Origin of the sequence: Dactylosporangium sp. CA-092794, from assembly GCF_050948465.1 — a bacterium.
Lineage (GTDB): Bacteria > Actinomycetota > Actinomycetes > Mycobacteriales > Micromonosporaceae > Dactylosporangium.
In genome coordinates, this window is the sequence record NZ_CP192044.1 from 6,835,228 (window position 1) to 6,850,588 (window position 15,361).

10 protein-coding genes are annotated in these 15,361 nt (G+C 72.7%); 9 read left to right on the top strand and 1 reads right to left on the bottom strand.

All coding sequences use genetic code 11. The features are described from left to right. Nucleotides 1–2: 2 nt before the first annotated feature. Genes ACQPXD_RS29015 through ACQPXD_RS29025 form a run of 3 tightly spaced genes read left to right on the top strand, consistent with a single transcriptional unit; the run spans nucleotide 3 to nucleotide 3,122 of the window. A complete protein-coding gene (locus ACQPXD_RS29015) occupies nucleotides 3–1,355 on the top strand; it encodes an ABC transporter substrate-binding protein (RefSeq protein ID WP_432824479.1) in 1,353 nt (450 codons plus the stop codon). Continuing rightward, nucleotides 1,345–2,295 (top strand): carbohydrate ABC transporter permease, encoded by a 951-nt coding sequence (locus ACQPXD_RS29020; RefSeq protein ID WP_432824480.1) that lies wholly within the window; start codon nucleotides 1,345–1,347, stop codon nucleotides 2,293–2,295. Before ACQPXD_RS29015 ends, ACQPXD_RS29020 begins: the two co-directional genes overlap by 11 nt. Continuing rightward, nucleotides 2,292–3,122 carry a carbohydrate ABC transporter permease gene (locus ACQPXD_RS29025; RefSeq protein ID WP_432824481.1) on the top strand — a complete coding sequence of 277 codons (831 nt, stop codon included), beginning with the start codon at nucleotides 2,292–2,294 and terminating at the stop codon, nucleotides 3,120–3,122. The genes ACQPXD_RS29020 and ACQPXD_RS29025 overlap by 4 nt, the downstream gene beginning before the upstream one ends. An 81-nt stretch (nucleotides 3,123–3,203) precedes the next feature. On the opposite strand, the gene ACQPXD_RS29030 is transcribed toward ACQPXD_RS29025, so the two are convergent. Further along, a complete protein-coding gene (locus tag ACQPXD_RS29030) occupies nucleotides 3,204–6,332 on the bottom strand; it encodes a GH92 family glycosyl hydrolase (protein ID WP_432824482.1) in 3,129 nt (1,042 codons plus the stop codon). Nucleotides 6,333–6,644: 312 nt separating this feature from the next. Between ACQPXD_RS29030 and ACQPXD_RS29035 the strand changes: the two genes are divergently transcribed. The 6 genes from ACQPXD_RS29035 (at nucleotide 6,645) to ACQPXD_RS29060 (ending at nucleotide 15,361) form a co-directional block, all read left to right on the top strand. Beyond that, nucleotides 6,645–9,917, top strand: coding sequence for a glutaminase domain-containing protein (locus ACQPXD_RS29035; RefSeq protein WP_432824483.1), 3,273 nt, complete (start codon nucleotides 6,645–6,647; stop codon nucleotides 9,915–9,917). Nucleotides 9,918–10,008: 91 nt separating this feature from the next. Further along, on the top strand, nucleotides 10,009–11,784 hold the full coding sequence (locus ACQPXD_RS29040; protein WP_432824484.1) for a glycoside hydrolase family 76 protein: 1,776 nt from the start codon (nucleotides 10,009–10,011) through the stop codon (nucleotides 11,782–11,784). Then, nucleotides 11,781–12,155, top strand: a complete 375-nt coding sequence (locus ACQPXD_RS29045; protein ID WP_432824485.1) for a helix-turn-helix transcriptional regulator — start codon at nucleotides 11,781–11,783, stop codon at nucleotides 12,153–12,155. The genes ACQPXD_RS29040 and ACQPXD_RS29045 overlap by 4 nt, the downstream gene beginning before the upstream one ends. A gap of 90 nt (nucleotides 12,156–12,245) precedes the next feature. Then, a complete protein-coding gene (locus ACQPXD_RS29050; protein WP_432824486.1) occupies nucleotides 12,246–12,587 on the top strand; it encodes a hypothetical protein in 342 nt (113 codons plus the stop codon). Nucleotides 12,588–12,660: 73 nt separating this feature from the next. After that, a complete protein-coding gene (locus tag ACQPXD_RS29055) occupies nucleotides 12,661–13,107 on the top strand; it encodes a hypothetical protein (protein ID WP_432824487.1) in 447 nt (148 codons plus the stop codon). A gap of 628 nt (nucleotides 13,108–13,735) precedes the next feature. Continuing rightward, nucleotides 13,736–15,361 (top strand): amidohydrolase, encoded by a 1,626-nt coding sequence (locus tag ACQPXD_RS29060; protein WP_432824488.1) that lies wholly within the window; start codon nucleotides 13,736–13,738, stop codon nucleotides 15,359–15,361.

Below are 15,361 nucleotides of genomic sequence, written 5' to 3' on the forward strand. Positions count from 1 at the left end.
TCATGTCAGCCCGCTTGGCACGACCCGCCACGGTCAGGCGATCCGTAGCCGTGCTCGCCGCCGCGCTGGCCCTGTCCGCCTGCGCACCCGGCTCGACCACCACGACGGCCGATCCGGCGGCGAGCGCGGCCACCGGCGTCGGCACCGACCCCGTCACGCTGACGATCCTGGTGTCCACGCCGGACGTCACCCTGTTCGACGCCCTCGGTTCGGCGTTCCACGGCAAGTACCCCAACGTGACCGTCAAGATCACCAGCCAGGACTACAACTCGCTGGTCACCAACACACCCCGCATCCTGGCCGGCACCGGCGCGCCCGACCTCGTGCGGATCGCCTCGTTCGGCAACCTGGTCACCGACCACCTGCTCACCAACCTCGACGGATACGCGGCGGCCTACGGATGGACGTCGTGGCCGCAGTCCCAGTTCGCGTCCACGCGCGTCGCCGCCAACGGGACCGAGCGCGGCTCCGGTTCCCTCTACGGCGTCGGCCCGGGCTTCGGCCTCACCGGCGTCTACTACAACACCGAGCTGGCCGCCCGCATCGGCATGACGAAGCCGCCGGCGACGCTGGCCGAGTTCGAGCAGCTCCTGGCCAAGGCGAAGGACGCGGGCCTGCTGCCCATCCTGATCAACGGCAAGGACGGCGGCACCGTCTTCCCGCTGCAGAACCTGCAGATGGACTACGCGGGCGGCCCGCAGCAGGTCCAGGCCTGGAACTACGACAGCCCCGGCGCCGACATCAACACCCCGGCCACCGTGCGGGCCGCGGCGACGCTGCAGCAGTGGGCCGCCAGCGGCCACTTCGCGCCCGACGTCGACAGCGTCGACCAGACCGAGGCGCCGGCGAGGTTCGCCGCCGGTACCGGCGTGTTCTTCCCCAGCGGCAACTGGCAGGCGCCCGGCCTCGACAAGGCCGGCCCGGGCAAGTTCGGGTTCTTCCTGTTCCCGCCGCTGAAGGAGGGCGACCACTACACCGCGATGACCGCGGCCGACACCCTGGCGATCCCCACCAGGGCGGCGCACGCGACGGTCGCCGCCGCGTTCCTGAACTTCATCCAGACCGACCCCGGCGCCCGCACGGACACCGTCACCCTCGGCGGCGTGGTACCGGCCGGCCCCGCGAACGCGCCGGCCCCGTCCGCCCCGGACGGCTCGGTCGTCGCCGCCACCGTCACGGCCTTCCGGCAACTGCTGGACAGCGACGGCCTGGTGGACTTCATGGCCAACGCCACCGCCTCGATCCAGGTCAACACGTTGCTGCCGCAGACCCAGCTGCTGATGGCCGGCAAAACCACGCCGGAGGCGTTCGCCGGCAAGGTCCAGTCCGACTACGACAACGCCCTTGAGCACTGACGGCTCGCGCGTGCGCGACGACGCCGGCCGCGTCGTCGCGGCGCGCCGCGCCGCGGGCCCGCCCGGACCGCGCCCGCGGCCACGCCGGTCCGCCACCGCACTGGTCTGGATCGCCCCCGCGTTCGCGTTCTACGCGGCGTTCGTGCTCTACCCGCTCGGTCAGTCGGTCCAGTACTCGTTCTACGACTGGGACGGCATCGGCGCGGCGACACCGGCCGGGCTCGGCAACTGGCGGTCGATCTTCACCCGGCCCGAGCTGCTGGACTCGATCGGTCACGCACTCGTGCTGATCGTCTTCTACTCGGTGATCCCGGTCGGGTTCGGGCTGCTCGCCGCGAGCCTGATCCGGGAGCTGCGGCCCGGCCCGTTCACCACCGTCGCCCGCACGCTGCTGTTCATCCCCCAGGTGCTGCCCCTGGTCGCGGCCGGCGTCGCCTGGGGGTGGATGTACTCGGCCGACGGCGTGGTCAACCAGGTCCTGCGGCTGCTCGGCCTGGGCCGCTGGACCCGGGCGTGGCTGGGCGACTTCACCTTCGCGCTGCCCGCCGTCGGCGTCGTCGGGATCTGGGTGATGCTGGGATTCTGCACGGTGCTCCTGCTCGCCGGCATCGGCCGGATCGACCCGGCGCTGTTCGAGGCCGCCCGCCTGGACGGCGCCGGGCGCTGGCACCAGTTCCGCGCGGTCACCCTGCCGGGGCTGCGGCAGGAGCTCGTCGTCTGCACCACGTTCACCACCATCGCGGCGCTCGCCAGCTTCGACGTCATCCAGGTGTCGACCAACGGCGGCCCCGGCTACCAGACCATGGTCCCGGGAGTCGCGATCTACCGGCTCACCTTCCTCGACCAGCACGTCGGCCAGGCCTCCGCGCTCGCCGTGTTCCTCACCGTGCTGATCGTCGCGGTGATCGCGCCGATCCAGCGCCTCGGGCGGTCCCGATGAGCACCGCACAGGCCGGCTCGGGCGAGCGGCTCACCCGGACCGCGCTGCTCGCGGCGATGGCGGCGTTCGCGGTCCTGCCGCTGCTGAGCATGCTCACCGCGGCGCTGGCGCCCCAGGGCACCCGGCCGCCGGGCCTCGCCTGGCCGCACGACCCGCAGTGGCACAACTTCATCGACGCCTGGAACACCGCCAACCTGGCCGCACTGTTCGGATCCAGCACCCTGATCGTCGTCGGCGTCGTGCCGGCCGCCGTCGCGTTCTCCGCCCTGGCCGGATACAGCCTGGCCCAGCTGCGCCCGGTCGCCGGGCGGCCCGTCGCCGCGCTGTTCCTGCTCGGGCTCACCCTCCCGTTCGAGGCTCTCATCACACCGCTGTACTACGACATCCAGCGGCTCGGGCTGTCCGGGTCGAGGCTCGCGGTCGTCCTCCCGCTGATCGGCCTGCTCATGCCCTTCGGCATCTTCTGGATGCGTGCCCACTTCCTGCTGGCCGAGGCCGCGCTCACCGAGGCGGCCCGGGTCGACGGCGCCGGCACCTGGCAGATCTTCCGGGTCATCCACCTACCGCTGGCCCGGCCCGCCCTGTCGGCCCTCACCATCCTGTTCTTCCTCGCCACCTGGAACCAGTACCTCCTGCCCCTGGTCCTGGTCGACGACCCGGCGAAGCGGACGGTCGCGGGCGGCCTCGGTGCGTTCCAGGGCCAGTACGGCACGAACACCGCGCTGCTGTGCGCCGGCTCGCTGATCATCATCGTGCCGTCGCTGGTCGTCTACGTCGTCTTCCAGCGCAGCTTCGTCACCGCCCTGCTCCACGGCGCGGTGAAGTGAACCGCGCCGATGTGCGGCAGGTGACGGCCGCGCGGCGGACCGGGGACGTCCCCGGTCCGCCGCGCGGCGCGCGGCGCAGCTCTAGGCGTAGGCCTCCAGTTCGTAGATGCGGGCGGCCGTGTCGCCGTTCTGGGTCGGGGTGATGACGTTGAGCCGCACGTAGCGGCCGGTCACGTTGACCGCGTGGGTGGTCACGTCGGCGGTGTTGCCGCGCGGCGAGGCCACCGTGGTCCAGGTCGAGCCGTCCGAGGACACCTGCAGGTCGAAGTCGCGGGTGTCCCAGGACGCGGACTCGCCGCCAGCGCCGGCGTGCTTGACCACGATCGAGCTCAGGTGCAGCGACGAGCCCATGTCGACCTGCATCCACCGGCTGGTGCCCTTCGAGCACCACTTGTCGCTGTTGCCGCCGGAGACGCTGCCGTTGACCGCCTTCTCCGGGCCCTCGCTGGCCGCGCAGGTCGAGTCGGCGGTCGCCGGCTTGTTCAGCAGCAGGTTGCTGGCCGGGCCGGCCGAGTACACCTCCAGCTCGTAGATCCGGGCGGCCGTGTTGCCGTCGTTGGCCGGCGTGGAGATGTCCAGCCGCACGTAGCGGGCGGTGCGCGGGGTGAACTGGTGCAGCGTCCGGCTGGCCCGGTTGCCCGACACCGCGGCCGCCTGGGTCCAGGTGCTGCCGTCGGTGCTGGTGGAGATGGTGAACGCGCCGGTGTTCCAGCCCGTGTTCTCCGCGCCGAGGCCGGCGTGCTTGATCACGACCGAGCCGACGGTCTGGTTCGAGCCGAGGTCGACCTGCAGGAACACCGGCGCCGTGCCCGAGCAGAACTTGCTGTTGTTGGCGAGGGCGCCGTCCACGGCCTTCGGCGCCGACTCGGCGGTGGCGCAGACGGCCGAGCCGGTCGCGGTCTTGCCCAGGGCCAGGTTGGTGCCCAGGGCCGGCGGGGCCGCGGGCTGGGACGCGCCGTCGGTGAACGACGGCGGGACGTCACCGGCGCCGGTGCCCCACGACGAAGGGCTGGTGCCCATCGTGTACTGCAGGGTGCCGCCGGCGGCGAGGTCCGGGTAGCGCAGGTAGTTGTGCGAGACGGCGGTGCCGTTGAGCGTCAGGCTCTGCACGTACTGCGACGCGGAGCTGCCGCCGTTGATCTGCACGTTGCCGCCGGCCCGCTGGACGAGGATCGACGGGAACGACGGGCCGTGGATGGCCAGGGTGTCCGCGCCCGGCGTGGCCGGATACATGCCCATCGCCGACCAGACGTACCACGCCGACGTGGCGCCGAGGTCGTCGTTGCCGGGCAGGCCGCCGGCGCCGGTGGTGAACTGCTCGGTCATCACGCGCCGCACCGCCGAGGAGGCGCCGGCCGGGTACTGCGCGAAGTTGTACGCCCACGGCACGCCGTGCTCGGGCTCGTTGCCGAGGTAGAAGTACGGGCGGGACAGGCCGGCGTTGAGCTCGGTGAAGTGGTGGTCGAGCCGCTGCCGGGCGGTCTGCGGGCCGCCCATCAGGTTGATGAGCCCGTCGAAGTTATAGTTGACCATCCACGTGTACTGCGCGGCGTTGCCCTCGGTGTAGGGGCTCTCCTGGGCCGGGTTGAGCGGCCAGGGCCACGTGCCGTCGCTGTTGCGCGGGTGGATGTAGCCCGAGTCGGTGTTGAACGTGTTGCGCCAGTACTGGGCGCGGGTCATGGCCGAGTTGTACGTCGCCGTGTCGCCGAGGGCCTTGGCGAACTGGGCCACGGCGAAGTCCGACGCCGAGTACTCCAGCGAGTCCGACGGCGCACCGGGGATGTACCGCAGCGACTCGTACTCCGACTCGCGCCCGCGGATCGGCGAGCCCTGCGCGCCCTGGCCGGCGATCGCGTTCTTCATCAGCTGCAGCGCCGCCGCCGTGTCGAAGTTGCGGGCGCCGAACTGGTAGGCGCTGTCGACGATGATCGGCCCGGGGTCGCCGGTCATGACGAAGTCCTCGTTGGTCTGCTGCGACCACTTGGGCAGCAGGCCGCCCTGCTGGCCGTCCAGCACCATCGACTTCATGATGTCGCTGGTCACGTCCGGGGCGATGAACGCGATCAGCGCCGCCCACGAGCGGTAGATGTCCCAGCCCGAGTAGTTCTGGTAGACGGTGTGGGTGGCCGTGTGGATGGCGTTGTCGAAGCCGCGGTACTGCCCGTTGACGTCGCTGGACACGTTCGGGTTCTGCATGACGTGGTACAGCGCCGTGTAGAACTTCTGCTGCTCGGTGGCGCTGCCGCCGGTGGCCTGGATCCGGTTGAGCGCGCTGTTCCAGGCGTTGTTCGCGTTGGTCCGGGCGGTGTCGAAGCCGGCCGTCTCCGATGTCAGGTTGGCGGTGGCGTTGGCGACACTGACGAACGAGACGCCGATCTGGGCGTTGACGACCGCGCTGGAGGTCGTGTCCCAGGTGACGAAGCCGCCGGTGTTGGTGCCGCTGGTGCTCGCCGAGCCGTTGCTGATCGTCGAGCCGCTCCAGGTGCCGAACGAGGCCGGGGCGCGGTCGAAGTGGATCGAGAAGTAGATCGGGTACGTCTTGGAGGAGCCGCAGAACCCGCCGGCCGTCACGTTGCCGGTGACGTTGCTGCCGGAGATGCTGATCGACCCGCTGCGGTTGCCGGTGGCGCTCTTGCTGGTGTTGATCAGCAGCCGGGCCTGGTTGGTCGACGGGAACGTCAGGCGCAGCACGCCGGTGCGGGTGGTCGAGCTGACCTCGACGTCCGTCGAGTACTTGTCCAGCCGGTTCTTGTAGTAGCCGGCCTGGGCCACCTCGTTGGACTTGGTGTACGCCGAGGAGTAGCTGCCCCAGTTGCTGCCCGGCGACGAGCCGAGCGCCCCGGTCACCGGCAGGATGCCGATGTCCTCGTTGTTCGGGCAGCCCGCGCCGTTGAAGTGGGTGAGGCTGAACTCCTCGATGGTGCGGTCGCTGTCGCGGTAGCCCGACGGGGAGGCGGTCGGCGTGTCCGGGCTGAACTGGAGCATGCCGAAGGGCACGGTCGCGCCGGGGAACGTGGAGCCGCCGGCGCCACCGCCGACCGGGTTGGGCGAGTTGCTGTCGTCCGTGCCGATGAGGGGGTTCACGTATTGGGTCAGGTTGAGGTCGGCGGCCTGGGCGGGGGCCGCGAACTGCACGACGGCGAGCGTGCCGCCCAGGAGGGCGGCCCCCGCGCCGGCGAGCAGCCGGTCGACCCGTCGGGATCGGGACATGGTGTCTCCCGTTCGGTGGCGGTGAGGACGGGAGAGCGCTCTCGTTGCATATTCATAGCCGCAGATCCACGTTTGGTCAACATTTATCAATACGGCCGCAGGTCAGGCCCTTCACCTGGCGCACCGCCACAGCACCGGCCGCACGCAGATGCGAGGCGTCCGGGGGTCCGCCGGGTTGAGGCGTTCGCAAATCTGTCAATGGTTGACAGAAGCACCGCGTGGGATTCGCGGATCAAACAACTTCGCACAGGTACCGATGAAAATCCATGGGTATCATTGACAGTTCTCGTCGGAAAATGTTTGCTACGTCACGTGAACCCGCCGCTGCACCCCAGCCGCCGGGACCTGCTCCGCCTGGCCGCCCTGGGCGGGCTCGCGGGTTCCGTGCTCGGCCTCGAAGCCGCCGCCAGCTCTCCGGCCCAGGCGCTCGCCGCCTCGACGTTCACCCCGATCCGGCCGCCGGCCACGCCGCTGGCGGTGCGCTCGCCCTACCTGTCGACCTGGCTGCGGGCGGACAACCTGCCCGGCAACTGGCCGACGTTCTGGGCCGGCGCGGTCACCGCGATCACCGGGATCGTGCGCGTCGACGGCCAGCCCTACGTGTTCATGGGCGCGCCGTCCGGCGGCTGGCCCCTGGCCACGCAGACCGCGCTGGTGGTCACCGCGACCCGCTCGACGTTCACCATCACCGCCGGCCCGGTGCGCCTCGAGGTGGAGTTCCTCTCCCCCGTCGACCCGGCCAGCCTGCGGCGGCAGTCGGTGCCGATGTCGTACCTCGCCGTCACCGTCTTCTCCGCGGACGCGAACACGCACCAGGTGAGCCTGTATGCCGACGTGTCCGGCGAGTGGGCGCACGGCGACCGCACGAAGCAGATCGGCTGGTCCACGCAGGTGACCGGCACCCAGCGGGCGCACACGTTCCAGCCCACCGCGCCGTCGGTGCTGGCCGAGGTCAATGACCAGGCGTCCTGGGGTACCGTCGTCTTCGCGACCGACGAGGTCGCGGGCCTGACCTGGCAGACCGGCGCCGACACCACCGTGCGCGCCCAGGCGGCGAACTCCGGATCGCTGCCGAACACCGCCGACGGCAACCAGCCGCGGGCGATCAACGCCAGCTGGCCGGTGTTCGCGTTCAACCGGGCGCTGGGCGCGGTCGGGCCGGCCGGCAGCGGGCCGGTCGTCTTCGTCATCGGCCACGTCCGCACCCCGGCCGTGTCGTATCTGGGCGCCAACCTCGACCCGTGGTGGCGCACCCAGTGGGCGACCTGGCAGGACATGCTCGCCTGGTTCCGCGCCGACCGGGACCCGGCCCGGGCCGTCTCGGCCGCCCTGGACGCCCAGGTCGACGCGTGGGCGCGGCAGGCGGTGGGCGGCGCCGCGTCCGCCGGCCAGCTGGCCGCGCTCTGCGCGCTCGTGGTGCGCCAGGCGTTCGGCGGCACCGAGCTGGTCAACCGCGGCGGCGCGCCGTGGGTGATGCTCAAGGAGATCTCCTCCAACGGCGACTTCAGCACCGTCGACGTCATCTACCCGGCCTTCCCCGCGTATCTGCAGCTCGCCCCGCGCTGGCTGGAGCTGCTGCTGGCGCCGCTGTTCGACTACACCGAGGTGCAGGGCTTCAACAAGCCGTTCGCGCCGCACGACCTGGGCGTCTACCCCAACGCGTTCGGCCGCATCGGCCAGGACGAGGAGGACATGCCGGTCGAGGAGTCGGCGAACATGCTCGTCATGGTCGCGGCGCTGCTGCGGCGCATGCCGGCCGACCGGGCGAGCGCCTACGCGTCGGCGCACTACGCCAAGCTCAAGCAGTGGGCCGACTACCTGGTCGCCAACCTGCCCGACCCGGGCAACCAGAACCAGACCGACGACTTCACCGGGTTCATCGCGCACAGCGTGAACCTCGCGCTGAAGGGCATCGTCGGCATCGGGGCGATGGACGCGATCGCCCGGCGGGCCGGGCAGGGCACGAGCTACGCGGCGACCGCCCGCTCGTACATCGCGCAGTGGGCCTCGATGGCGCAGAACAGCGGCAACGGGCACCTGAAGCTCACCTACGACGGCGCGGACAGCACGTGGAGCCTCAAGTACAACGGCTTCGCGGACCGCCTCACCGCGACCAACCTCGTGCCGGCCGCGATCGCCGCCGAGGAGGCGGCGTGGTACCTGCAGAACGTGCACGCCTACGGCGTCCCGCTCGACCCGCGGCACACCTACACCAAGGTCGACTGGGAGCTGTGGACGGCCGCGTTCCTCACCGGCCAGGCCGCGGCCCGCGACACGCTCATCGGCAAGGCGTACACCTATGCCAACACGACGGCCTCGCGGGTGCCGTTCAGCGACTGGCACGACACCGACAGCGGCAACCAGACCGGCTTCGCCGCCCGCCCGGTGATGGGCGGGGCCCTCGCGCTGCTCACCCTGCGCCATACGCCGAACGGGCTGACCGGCTCCTGGCCGCTGCGCGGCAACCAGCTCGACGCCAGCGGCAACGGCGCCGACGCCGCCGGCACCCCGGCGACGACCGCGCGGCCGGTGGTGCGCACCGACGGCTCGTTCACGGTCATGGCCCGGGTCAACCCGGCCGACCTCGGCGGCTTCCGCACCGCGCTCAGCCAGGACGGCGCCCGGCTCAGCGGGTTCTACCTGCAGTACAGCGCCGCCGACGGCCGCTGGGCGTTCGCCATGACCGCCGCCGACGCCGACAACGCCGCCTCGACCCGGGCGCTGTCCACCGCGGCGCCGGCGCTCAACACGTGGGTCCACCTGGCCGGGGTGTACGACGCCGACGCCGGGCAGATCCGCCTCTACGTCGGCGGCGCCCTGCAGGGCCAGGTCGCCTACGCGGCCGGCTGGCCGGCCGGCGGTCCCCTGGCGATCGGCCGGGCCCGGTGGAACGGCGCCGACGCCGACGCGTTCGCGGGCGCCATCGAGGACGTGCGCACCTACGACCACGCCCTGCCGGCCGCCGCCATCGCCGCCGCCGCAGGCCTGGCCACCGGCCAGGTCGCCGCGTTCCACTTCGACGCGGCCGACCCGGCGCTCACCCTCACCGCCGGCGCGGCGCTCGGCGCCGGCTACAGCGGCGGCGGCCTCGAGCTCAACGGCAGCACCGGCCACGCCACCGCGGCCCGGCTCGTCGACACGTCGGCGAGCTTCACCGTCGCGGCCTGGGCGTACCTCGGCGCGACCGGGAACTTCGCCACCGTGGCCGGGCAGGACGGCGCGCAGGCGAGCGGCTTCTACCTGCAGTACTCGGCGGCGGACCACGCGTGGGCGTTCGCGATGGTCGCCGCCGATCAGGCGAACGCGGCGGCGACCCGGGCGGTGTCGCCGTTCCCGCCGCGGGTCGACGGCTGGACGCACCTGGTGGGGGTTCGGGATGCGGCGGCCGGTCGGCTTCGGCTCTACGTCGACGGCGTGCTCGTGGCCGATGTGGCCGCGGGAACGGCGTGGGCCGCGGGCGGGGCGTTCACGATCGGCCGGGGCAAGTGGAACGGCGGCGACGCCGACCACTTCCCCGGCCGAATCGATCAGCTGAAGGTGTGGACCAGAGCACTCTCCGACGCCGACGTGCGCGCGATGGGCTGACCGGCACATCTGGCAAGGACACTGCCTGTTGACCGAGGCCTGGCATCGACGTACAACGTTGTGAGAGCGCTTTCTGTAAAGGAAGTTTCCCGTGGCCGCCATCCACCGCATGCTCCCCGCCCTCCTCCTACTGGCGGGTTCCGCCGTCGCGGCGGTCCCGGCCGCGGCGGCGAACCCGCCGGTGTGCGCCCAGTACTGCGACACCCGCGACCCCTCGCTCGCCCGCCAGGAGACGTTCCCGGTCGGCACGCTGCTGGTGAACAACCGCCGCCTGGTGCTGCACCTGTCCGACGTGGACGGCATGGCCTGGGGCAGCATCGACGCCGGCACCGAGAACGAGTCCGTCTGGCTGGACCGCTCCTTCGACGGCGGCGCCACCTGGGAGGGGCTGCTGGGCAAGGCCTCGATCCCGGCCACCTGGACCGGCACCCGCACCCTGATGTACAACCTCTCCGACCCCTCCCACCATCGGCGCGGCATGATCCGGGCGTGCGCCGACGCGCACGCCGTGGCCTGCACCGGCTGGGTCCACGCCGCCGTGTGCAACGCCACCTGCGACAACGCCAGCGGCGGGACCGACGCCCAGCCGGTGAGCACGGTGACGCTGAGCGGCCGGCAGATCTCGCTGCACTTCGACGCCGCCGGCATGGCCTGGGGCACCATCACCAACAACCGGGCCGGCGACGAGGTGTGGCTGGACCGCTCCTTCGACGGCGGCGCCTCCTGGCCCGGCGGGTCCTCACTGGGCCGCACGACCAGCGGCCGCACCACCCGGTTCAACGCCGCCGACCCCACCTCGCTGCTCTACGGCGGGGCGGTGCGCGCCTGCGGCCGGGCCGTCGAGGGGCAGAACGGCGCCTGCACCCCGTGGAGCCGCCCGGCCGCCGACCGGCTGCGCGCCGCCGCCGACGCGCTCATGTACTCCTACGACCCCTACCCGGCGTGGTGGCCGTCGAGCTGGTGGAACTCCGCCGTCGCACTCTCCGCGGTCGTCTCCTGGACGCGGCGCACCGGCGACCAGACGTACACCCCCCTGATCCGGCGGACCTTCGACGTCAACCGGGTCGCCTTCCCGGCCGGCGGCCGCTCCTCCGACCCGGTCGAGGGCCACTTCATCAGCCGCTCCATCGACGACACCGCCTGGTGGGGCCTCACCTGGATCGACGCCTACGACCTCACCCACGACCGGGTGTACCTCGACGAGGCGGTCACCATCGCCAACTACGTCGCCGGCTACTGGGACCCGTCCACGTGCGGCGGCGGCGTGTGGTGGGACCGCGAGCGCACCTACAAGAACGCCGTCACGATCGGGCTGTACCTGCGGCTCACCGCCGCCCTGCACAACCGCATCGCCGGCGACACGGCGTGGCTCAACCGGGCCGTCACCGGCTGGACCTGGTTCGCGAACAGCGGCCTGATCAGCGGCGCCGGCCTGGTCAACGACGGGCTCACCAGCGGCTGCCAGAACAACGGCCAGACCGTCTGGACCTACAACCAGGGCCTCGCCATCGGCGCCGCGATGGAGCTCTACCGGGCCACCGGCTCGGCCACCTACCAGGACGCGGCCCGCCGGCTCGGCACCGCCGCGCTCGCCTCGCCCCTGGTCCAGGGCGGCGTGCTCACCGAGTCGTGCGACCCGGCCGGGACCTGCGACGACAACCAGAAACAGTTCAAGGGCATATTCATGCGGTACCTCGCGGAGGCCGGCCCGCAGTTCCAGTCCTTCGCCGACACGCAGGCCGCGACGCTGTGGAACGGCCGCGATTCGCTGAACCGGGTCAGCTCCCGGTGGGCGCAGTCCGCCTCGGCCCCGCCGGACTGGCGCACCCAGGCCGCCGCCCTGCAGGCCCTGCTGGTGGCGTCGTGAGCGCCCGGCACGCCCGGCACGTCGGGATCCTGCTGCAGCTGCGGTCCCGGCCGTGGGTCTCCGCCGCCGACCTGTCCTGCCGCTTCGGCGTCGACGTGCGGACCATCTACCTCGACATGGACCTGCTGACCTCGGCCGGCCTGCCGATCGAGGCGGTGCCCGGCCGGGCCGGCGCCTACCGCCTCGCCGCGCTCCCCCCGTTCGACGAGGCGGCCTCGCTGGGAGAGCCGGGCGAGTCGCTGGAGCACTACCTGCGCGGCGCCCGCAGCCGGGAGCAGCTGCGGGCCCTGGGCCAGCGCGCCTACGCCCGCCAGCAGCGGCTCGTGCTGCACCGCCTCGACCGTTCCCGGGCCGTCTCGCCGCCCGGCTGAGGCCCGGGTCCGCCTTCCGGCCGACCCGGCACGGGTGGTCCCCACCGCATTCCGCCGCGCCGGATGCGGCCGATCGGGCAGCATCGCGGCATGTCGAGCGAGCAGTGGGAGTACGGCTTCGTCTATTTCGTCTCCACGCAGTCGGAGGAGCAGCGCCGGCTGCGCAACCACCCGGACCACGCGCAGCGGGCGATCGAGTACGGCCTGGCCGCGGTCGTCGTCGACGGCAGCAGCGTGCGTTCCCAGCCCGTCCCGGGCAAGGTCGACCTCCTCAACACCCTGGGCCAGGACGGCTGGCAGGTCGACAACGGCATGAACCTGCCCGGCTCGCTGCCGAACTGGCTGCGCGAGGCGGTCGAGTCGGCGGTCGACGACGCGCACCCGGGCGGCGCCGTCGAGCACTACATGCGCCGCCGCGTGACCGTCTCCTGACCGGGCTCCGCGGCGCGGCCGCCGCCGGACCGGGTTCCGCTCGGGTGCCGCGGCCTCCGGTAGGGTGTGCCGGGTGGAGTCGACCGCCGTTGAGCCGCTGTCCTGGGGCGTGCAGATCGCCCTTCGGCTGCCACTGCTGATCATCGGCCTCGCCGGGGTGCTCATCGCCCTGCTCTCCATCCGCCGCCTCGGCGTCGCCGCCGGCCTGCTGACCGCCGCCGGCAGCCTGATGGTGGCCGCGGACATGGCGGTCAACGTGCTGTGGGTGCTGCACCTGCGCACGATGTCGTCCGACGGCGACTTCGACCTCGACTCGCTCAACGCGGTCAACAACGCGTACCTCCTCGGCGACGCGGTGCTCATCACCGTCGGCGTCGCGCTGCTCGTCGCCGGGCTGCTGGCCCGCAAGCGGCCCGAGGCCGACGCGCCCGTGCCCGCGCCCGGCGCCGTGCCCTGGCCCGCCCCGCCGATGCCACCGATGCCACCGGTGCCGCCCGGCCTGCCGCCCTCCGCCCCCTAGGTCGTCGCGGTTAGCACCGCCCTCCCGCCGGCGCCGTCCTCCCTCCCGCCAGCCCCGCTCCCGCCAGCGCCGCTCCCGCCAGCGCCGCTCCCGCCGGCGCCGGCGCCGGGCCAGGCGACATTTCGGAAATGTCCGGATTAATTGCCGCCACGCGGCCGGGGCGGACGCAATGTTTCCGTGATCATGATGCTCGCGGCAGCCGCGGCATGGGTTTTTCATGATCCCGGAGACTTGTGGTACACGGGGGTACATCGACACTCCATGATCATGAAAAACCGTTGGTGTCTACGCCGGACGCGCATGATCACGGAGACTTCCTGCCGCTGCGGCGTGCAGTGTTCAACATCCGGGACGTCGTGCCCGCCCCCGGGGCGTGAAGACGCGCAGGCCGGGCATCGCGGCCGGCGGCGGGCATGGCGGCCGGCGGTGCTGGTGCCCGGGTGGTGCCCGGCCGGCACGGGTGCGGGCGTAGCACGGTGGCGGCGACGCTAATGGGTCCGCCGCGCGGGGGATCGCGGGGGTCGATCGCGGGCCGGATTCGCGGGAGCTGCCGGCCGCCTGGCGCGACCGCGAGCTGCGCCGCGTGTGAACCGGGGCGCCGGCCCGGCGGACCGATAGAGTCGCGACCGTGACGGACCTGGTGTTCACCGGCGGACCGATCTGGACCGGCCGGCCGGGGCCGCGGCCCGAGGCCCTGGCCGTGCGCGCCGGCCGGATCCTCGCGACCGGCCGGCGCGGCGACGTGCTCGACGCGCTCGGCGGCGGCCGGTTCGACGTCGTCGACCTCGACGGCCGGCTGCTCGTGCCGGGCCTGCACGACGCGCACGTGCACCCGGTCAGCGGCGCGCTGGAACGGCTGCGCTGCGACCTGTCCGACGTGTACGACCGCCCCGGGTACCTGCGGGTCATCGGCGCCTACGCGGCGGCGAACCCGGCCGCGGCCTGGATCACCGGCGGCGGCTGGTCGATGTCGGCCTTCCCCGGCGGCCTGCCGCGCCGCGAGGACCTCGACGCCGTCGCCGGGGACCGGCCGGTGTTCCTGCCCAACCGCGACCACCACTCGGCGTGGGTGAGCTCGGCCGCGCTGCGCCGCGCCGGGATCGACGCGGCCAGCGCCGACCCGCCCGGCGGCCGGATCGAGCGCGACCCGGACGGCACCCCGACCGGCGTCCTGCACGAGGCGGCGATGGACCTGGTCACGCCGCTGCTCCCGGCCGACACCGACGAGGACTACGACCGCGCCCTCATGGAGGCCCAGCGGTACCTCTGCTCGCTCGGCATCACCGGCTGGCAGGACGCCATCGTCGGCGCCTACGCCGGCTCCCGCGACCAGTTCGGCGTCTACCTGCGGGCCGACCGGGAGCGACGGCTGCGGGCCCGGGTCGCCGGCGCGCTGTGGTGGGAGCGCGACCGCGGCCCCGAGCAGATCGCCGGGCTGCTGCGACGGCGGGCGGACGCGGCGGCCGACCCCGGGGGACGGTTCCGCGCCGGCATCGTGAAGATCATGCAGGACGGCGTGGCGGAGAACTTCACCGCCGCGATGCTCGAACCATATGCCGGTCTTGATGCCAGGGGTACCTCCAATGTGCACCCGGAACGGTTGCGCGCCTGCGTCGCCGAGCTGGACCGGGCGGGCTTCGCCGTGCATTTCCACGCCATCGGCGACCGGGCGGTCCGCGAATGCCTCGACGCGGTGGCCGGCAGCGGCAACACGCGGCGCCATCACGTCGCGCACCTGCACGTGGTACACCCGGATGACGTGCCGCGCTTCGCCGCCCTCGGCGTCACGGCGAACATCCAGGCCCTGTGGGCCACCCACCACGAGCAGAACGACACCCTGTGTGTGCCGTACTTCGGCCCGGCCCGCGCCGCGCACCAGTACCCGTTCGGCGCCATCGCCCGCGCCGGCGGCCGGCTCGCCGCGGGCAGCGACTGGCCGGTGACCACCCCCGATCCGTGGCGGGCGATCCATGTGGCGGTCAACCGCACCGAGCCGCCCGACTCGCCCGAGGCGACGTGGCCGGCGGCGCGGACCCCGATGCTGCCCGAGCAGGCCCTGACGCTGGAGCAGGCGCTGACCGCGTACACGGCCGGTTCGGCGTACGTCAGCGGCCTGGACGCCGAGATCGGCGACCTCGCGGCGGGAAAGGCCGCCGACCTGGTCGTGCTGGACCGCGATCCGTTCGAACCGGGCACGCCCCTCTACGACGTCCATGCCGAAATGGTCTTCATCGACGGCGAACCGGTAGGGTGA

Bases quoted from the DNA above. Each gene is read 5' to 3' on its own strand.
- ACQPXD_RS29015 (WP_432824479.1), top strand. From the start codon at position 3: ATGTCAGCCCGCTTGGCACGACCCGCCACGGTCAGGCGATCCGTAGCC.
- ACQPXD_RS29025 (WP_432824481.1), top strand. From the start codon at position 2,292: ATGAGCACCGCACAGGCCGGCTCGGGCGAGCGGCTCACCCGGACCGCG.
- ACQPXD_RS29030 (WP_432824482.1), bottom strand. From the start codon at position 6,332: ATGTCCCGATCCCGACGGGTCGACCGGCTGCTCGCCGGCGCGGGGGCC.
- ACQPXD_RS29050 (WP_432824486.1), top strand. From the start codon at position 12,246: ATGTCGAGCGAGCAGTGGGAGTACGGCTTCGTCTATTTCGTCTCCACG.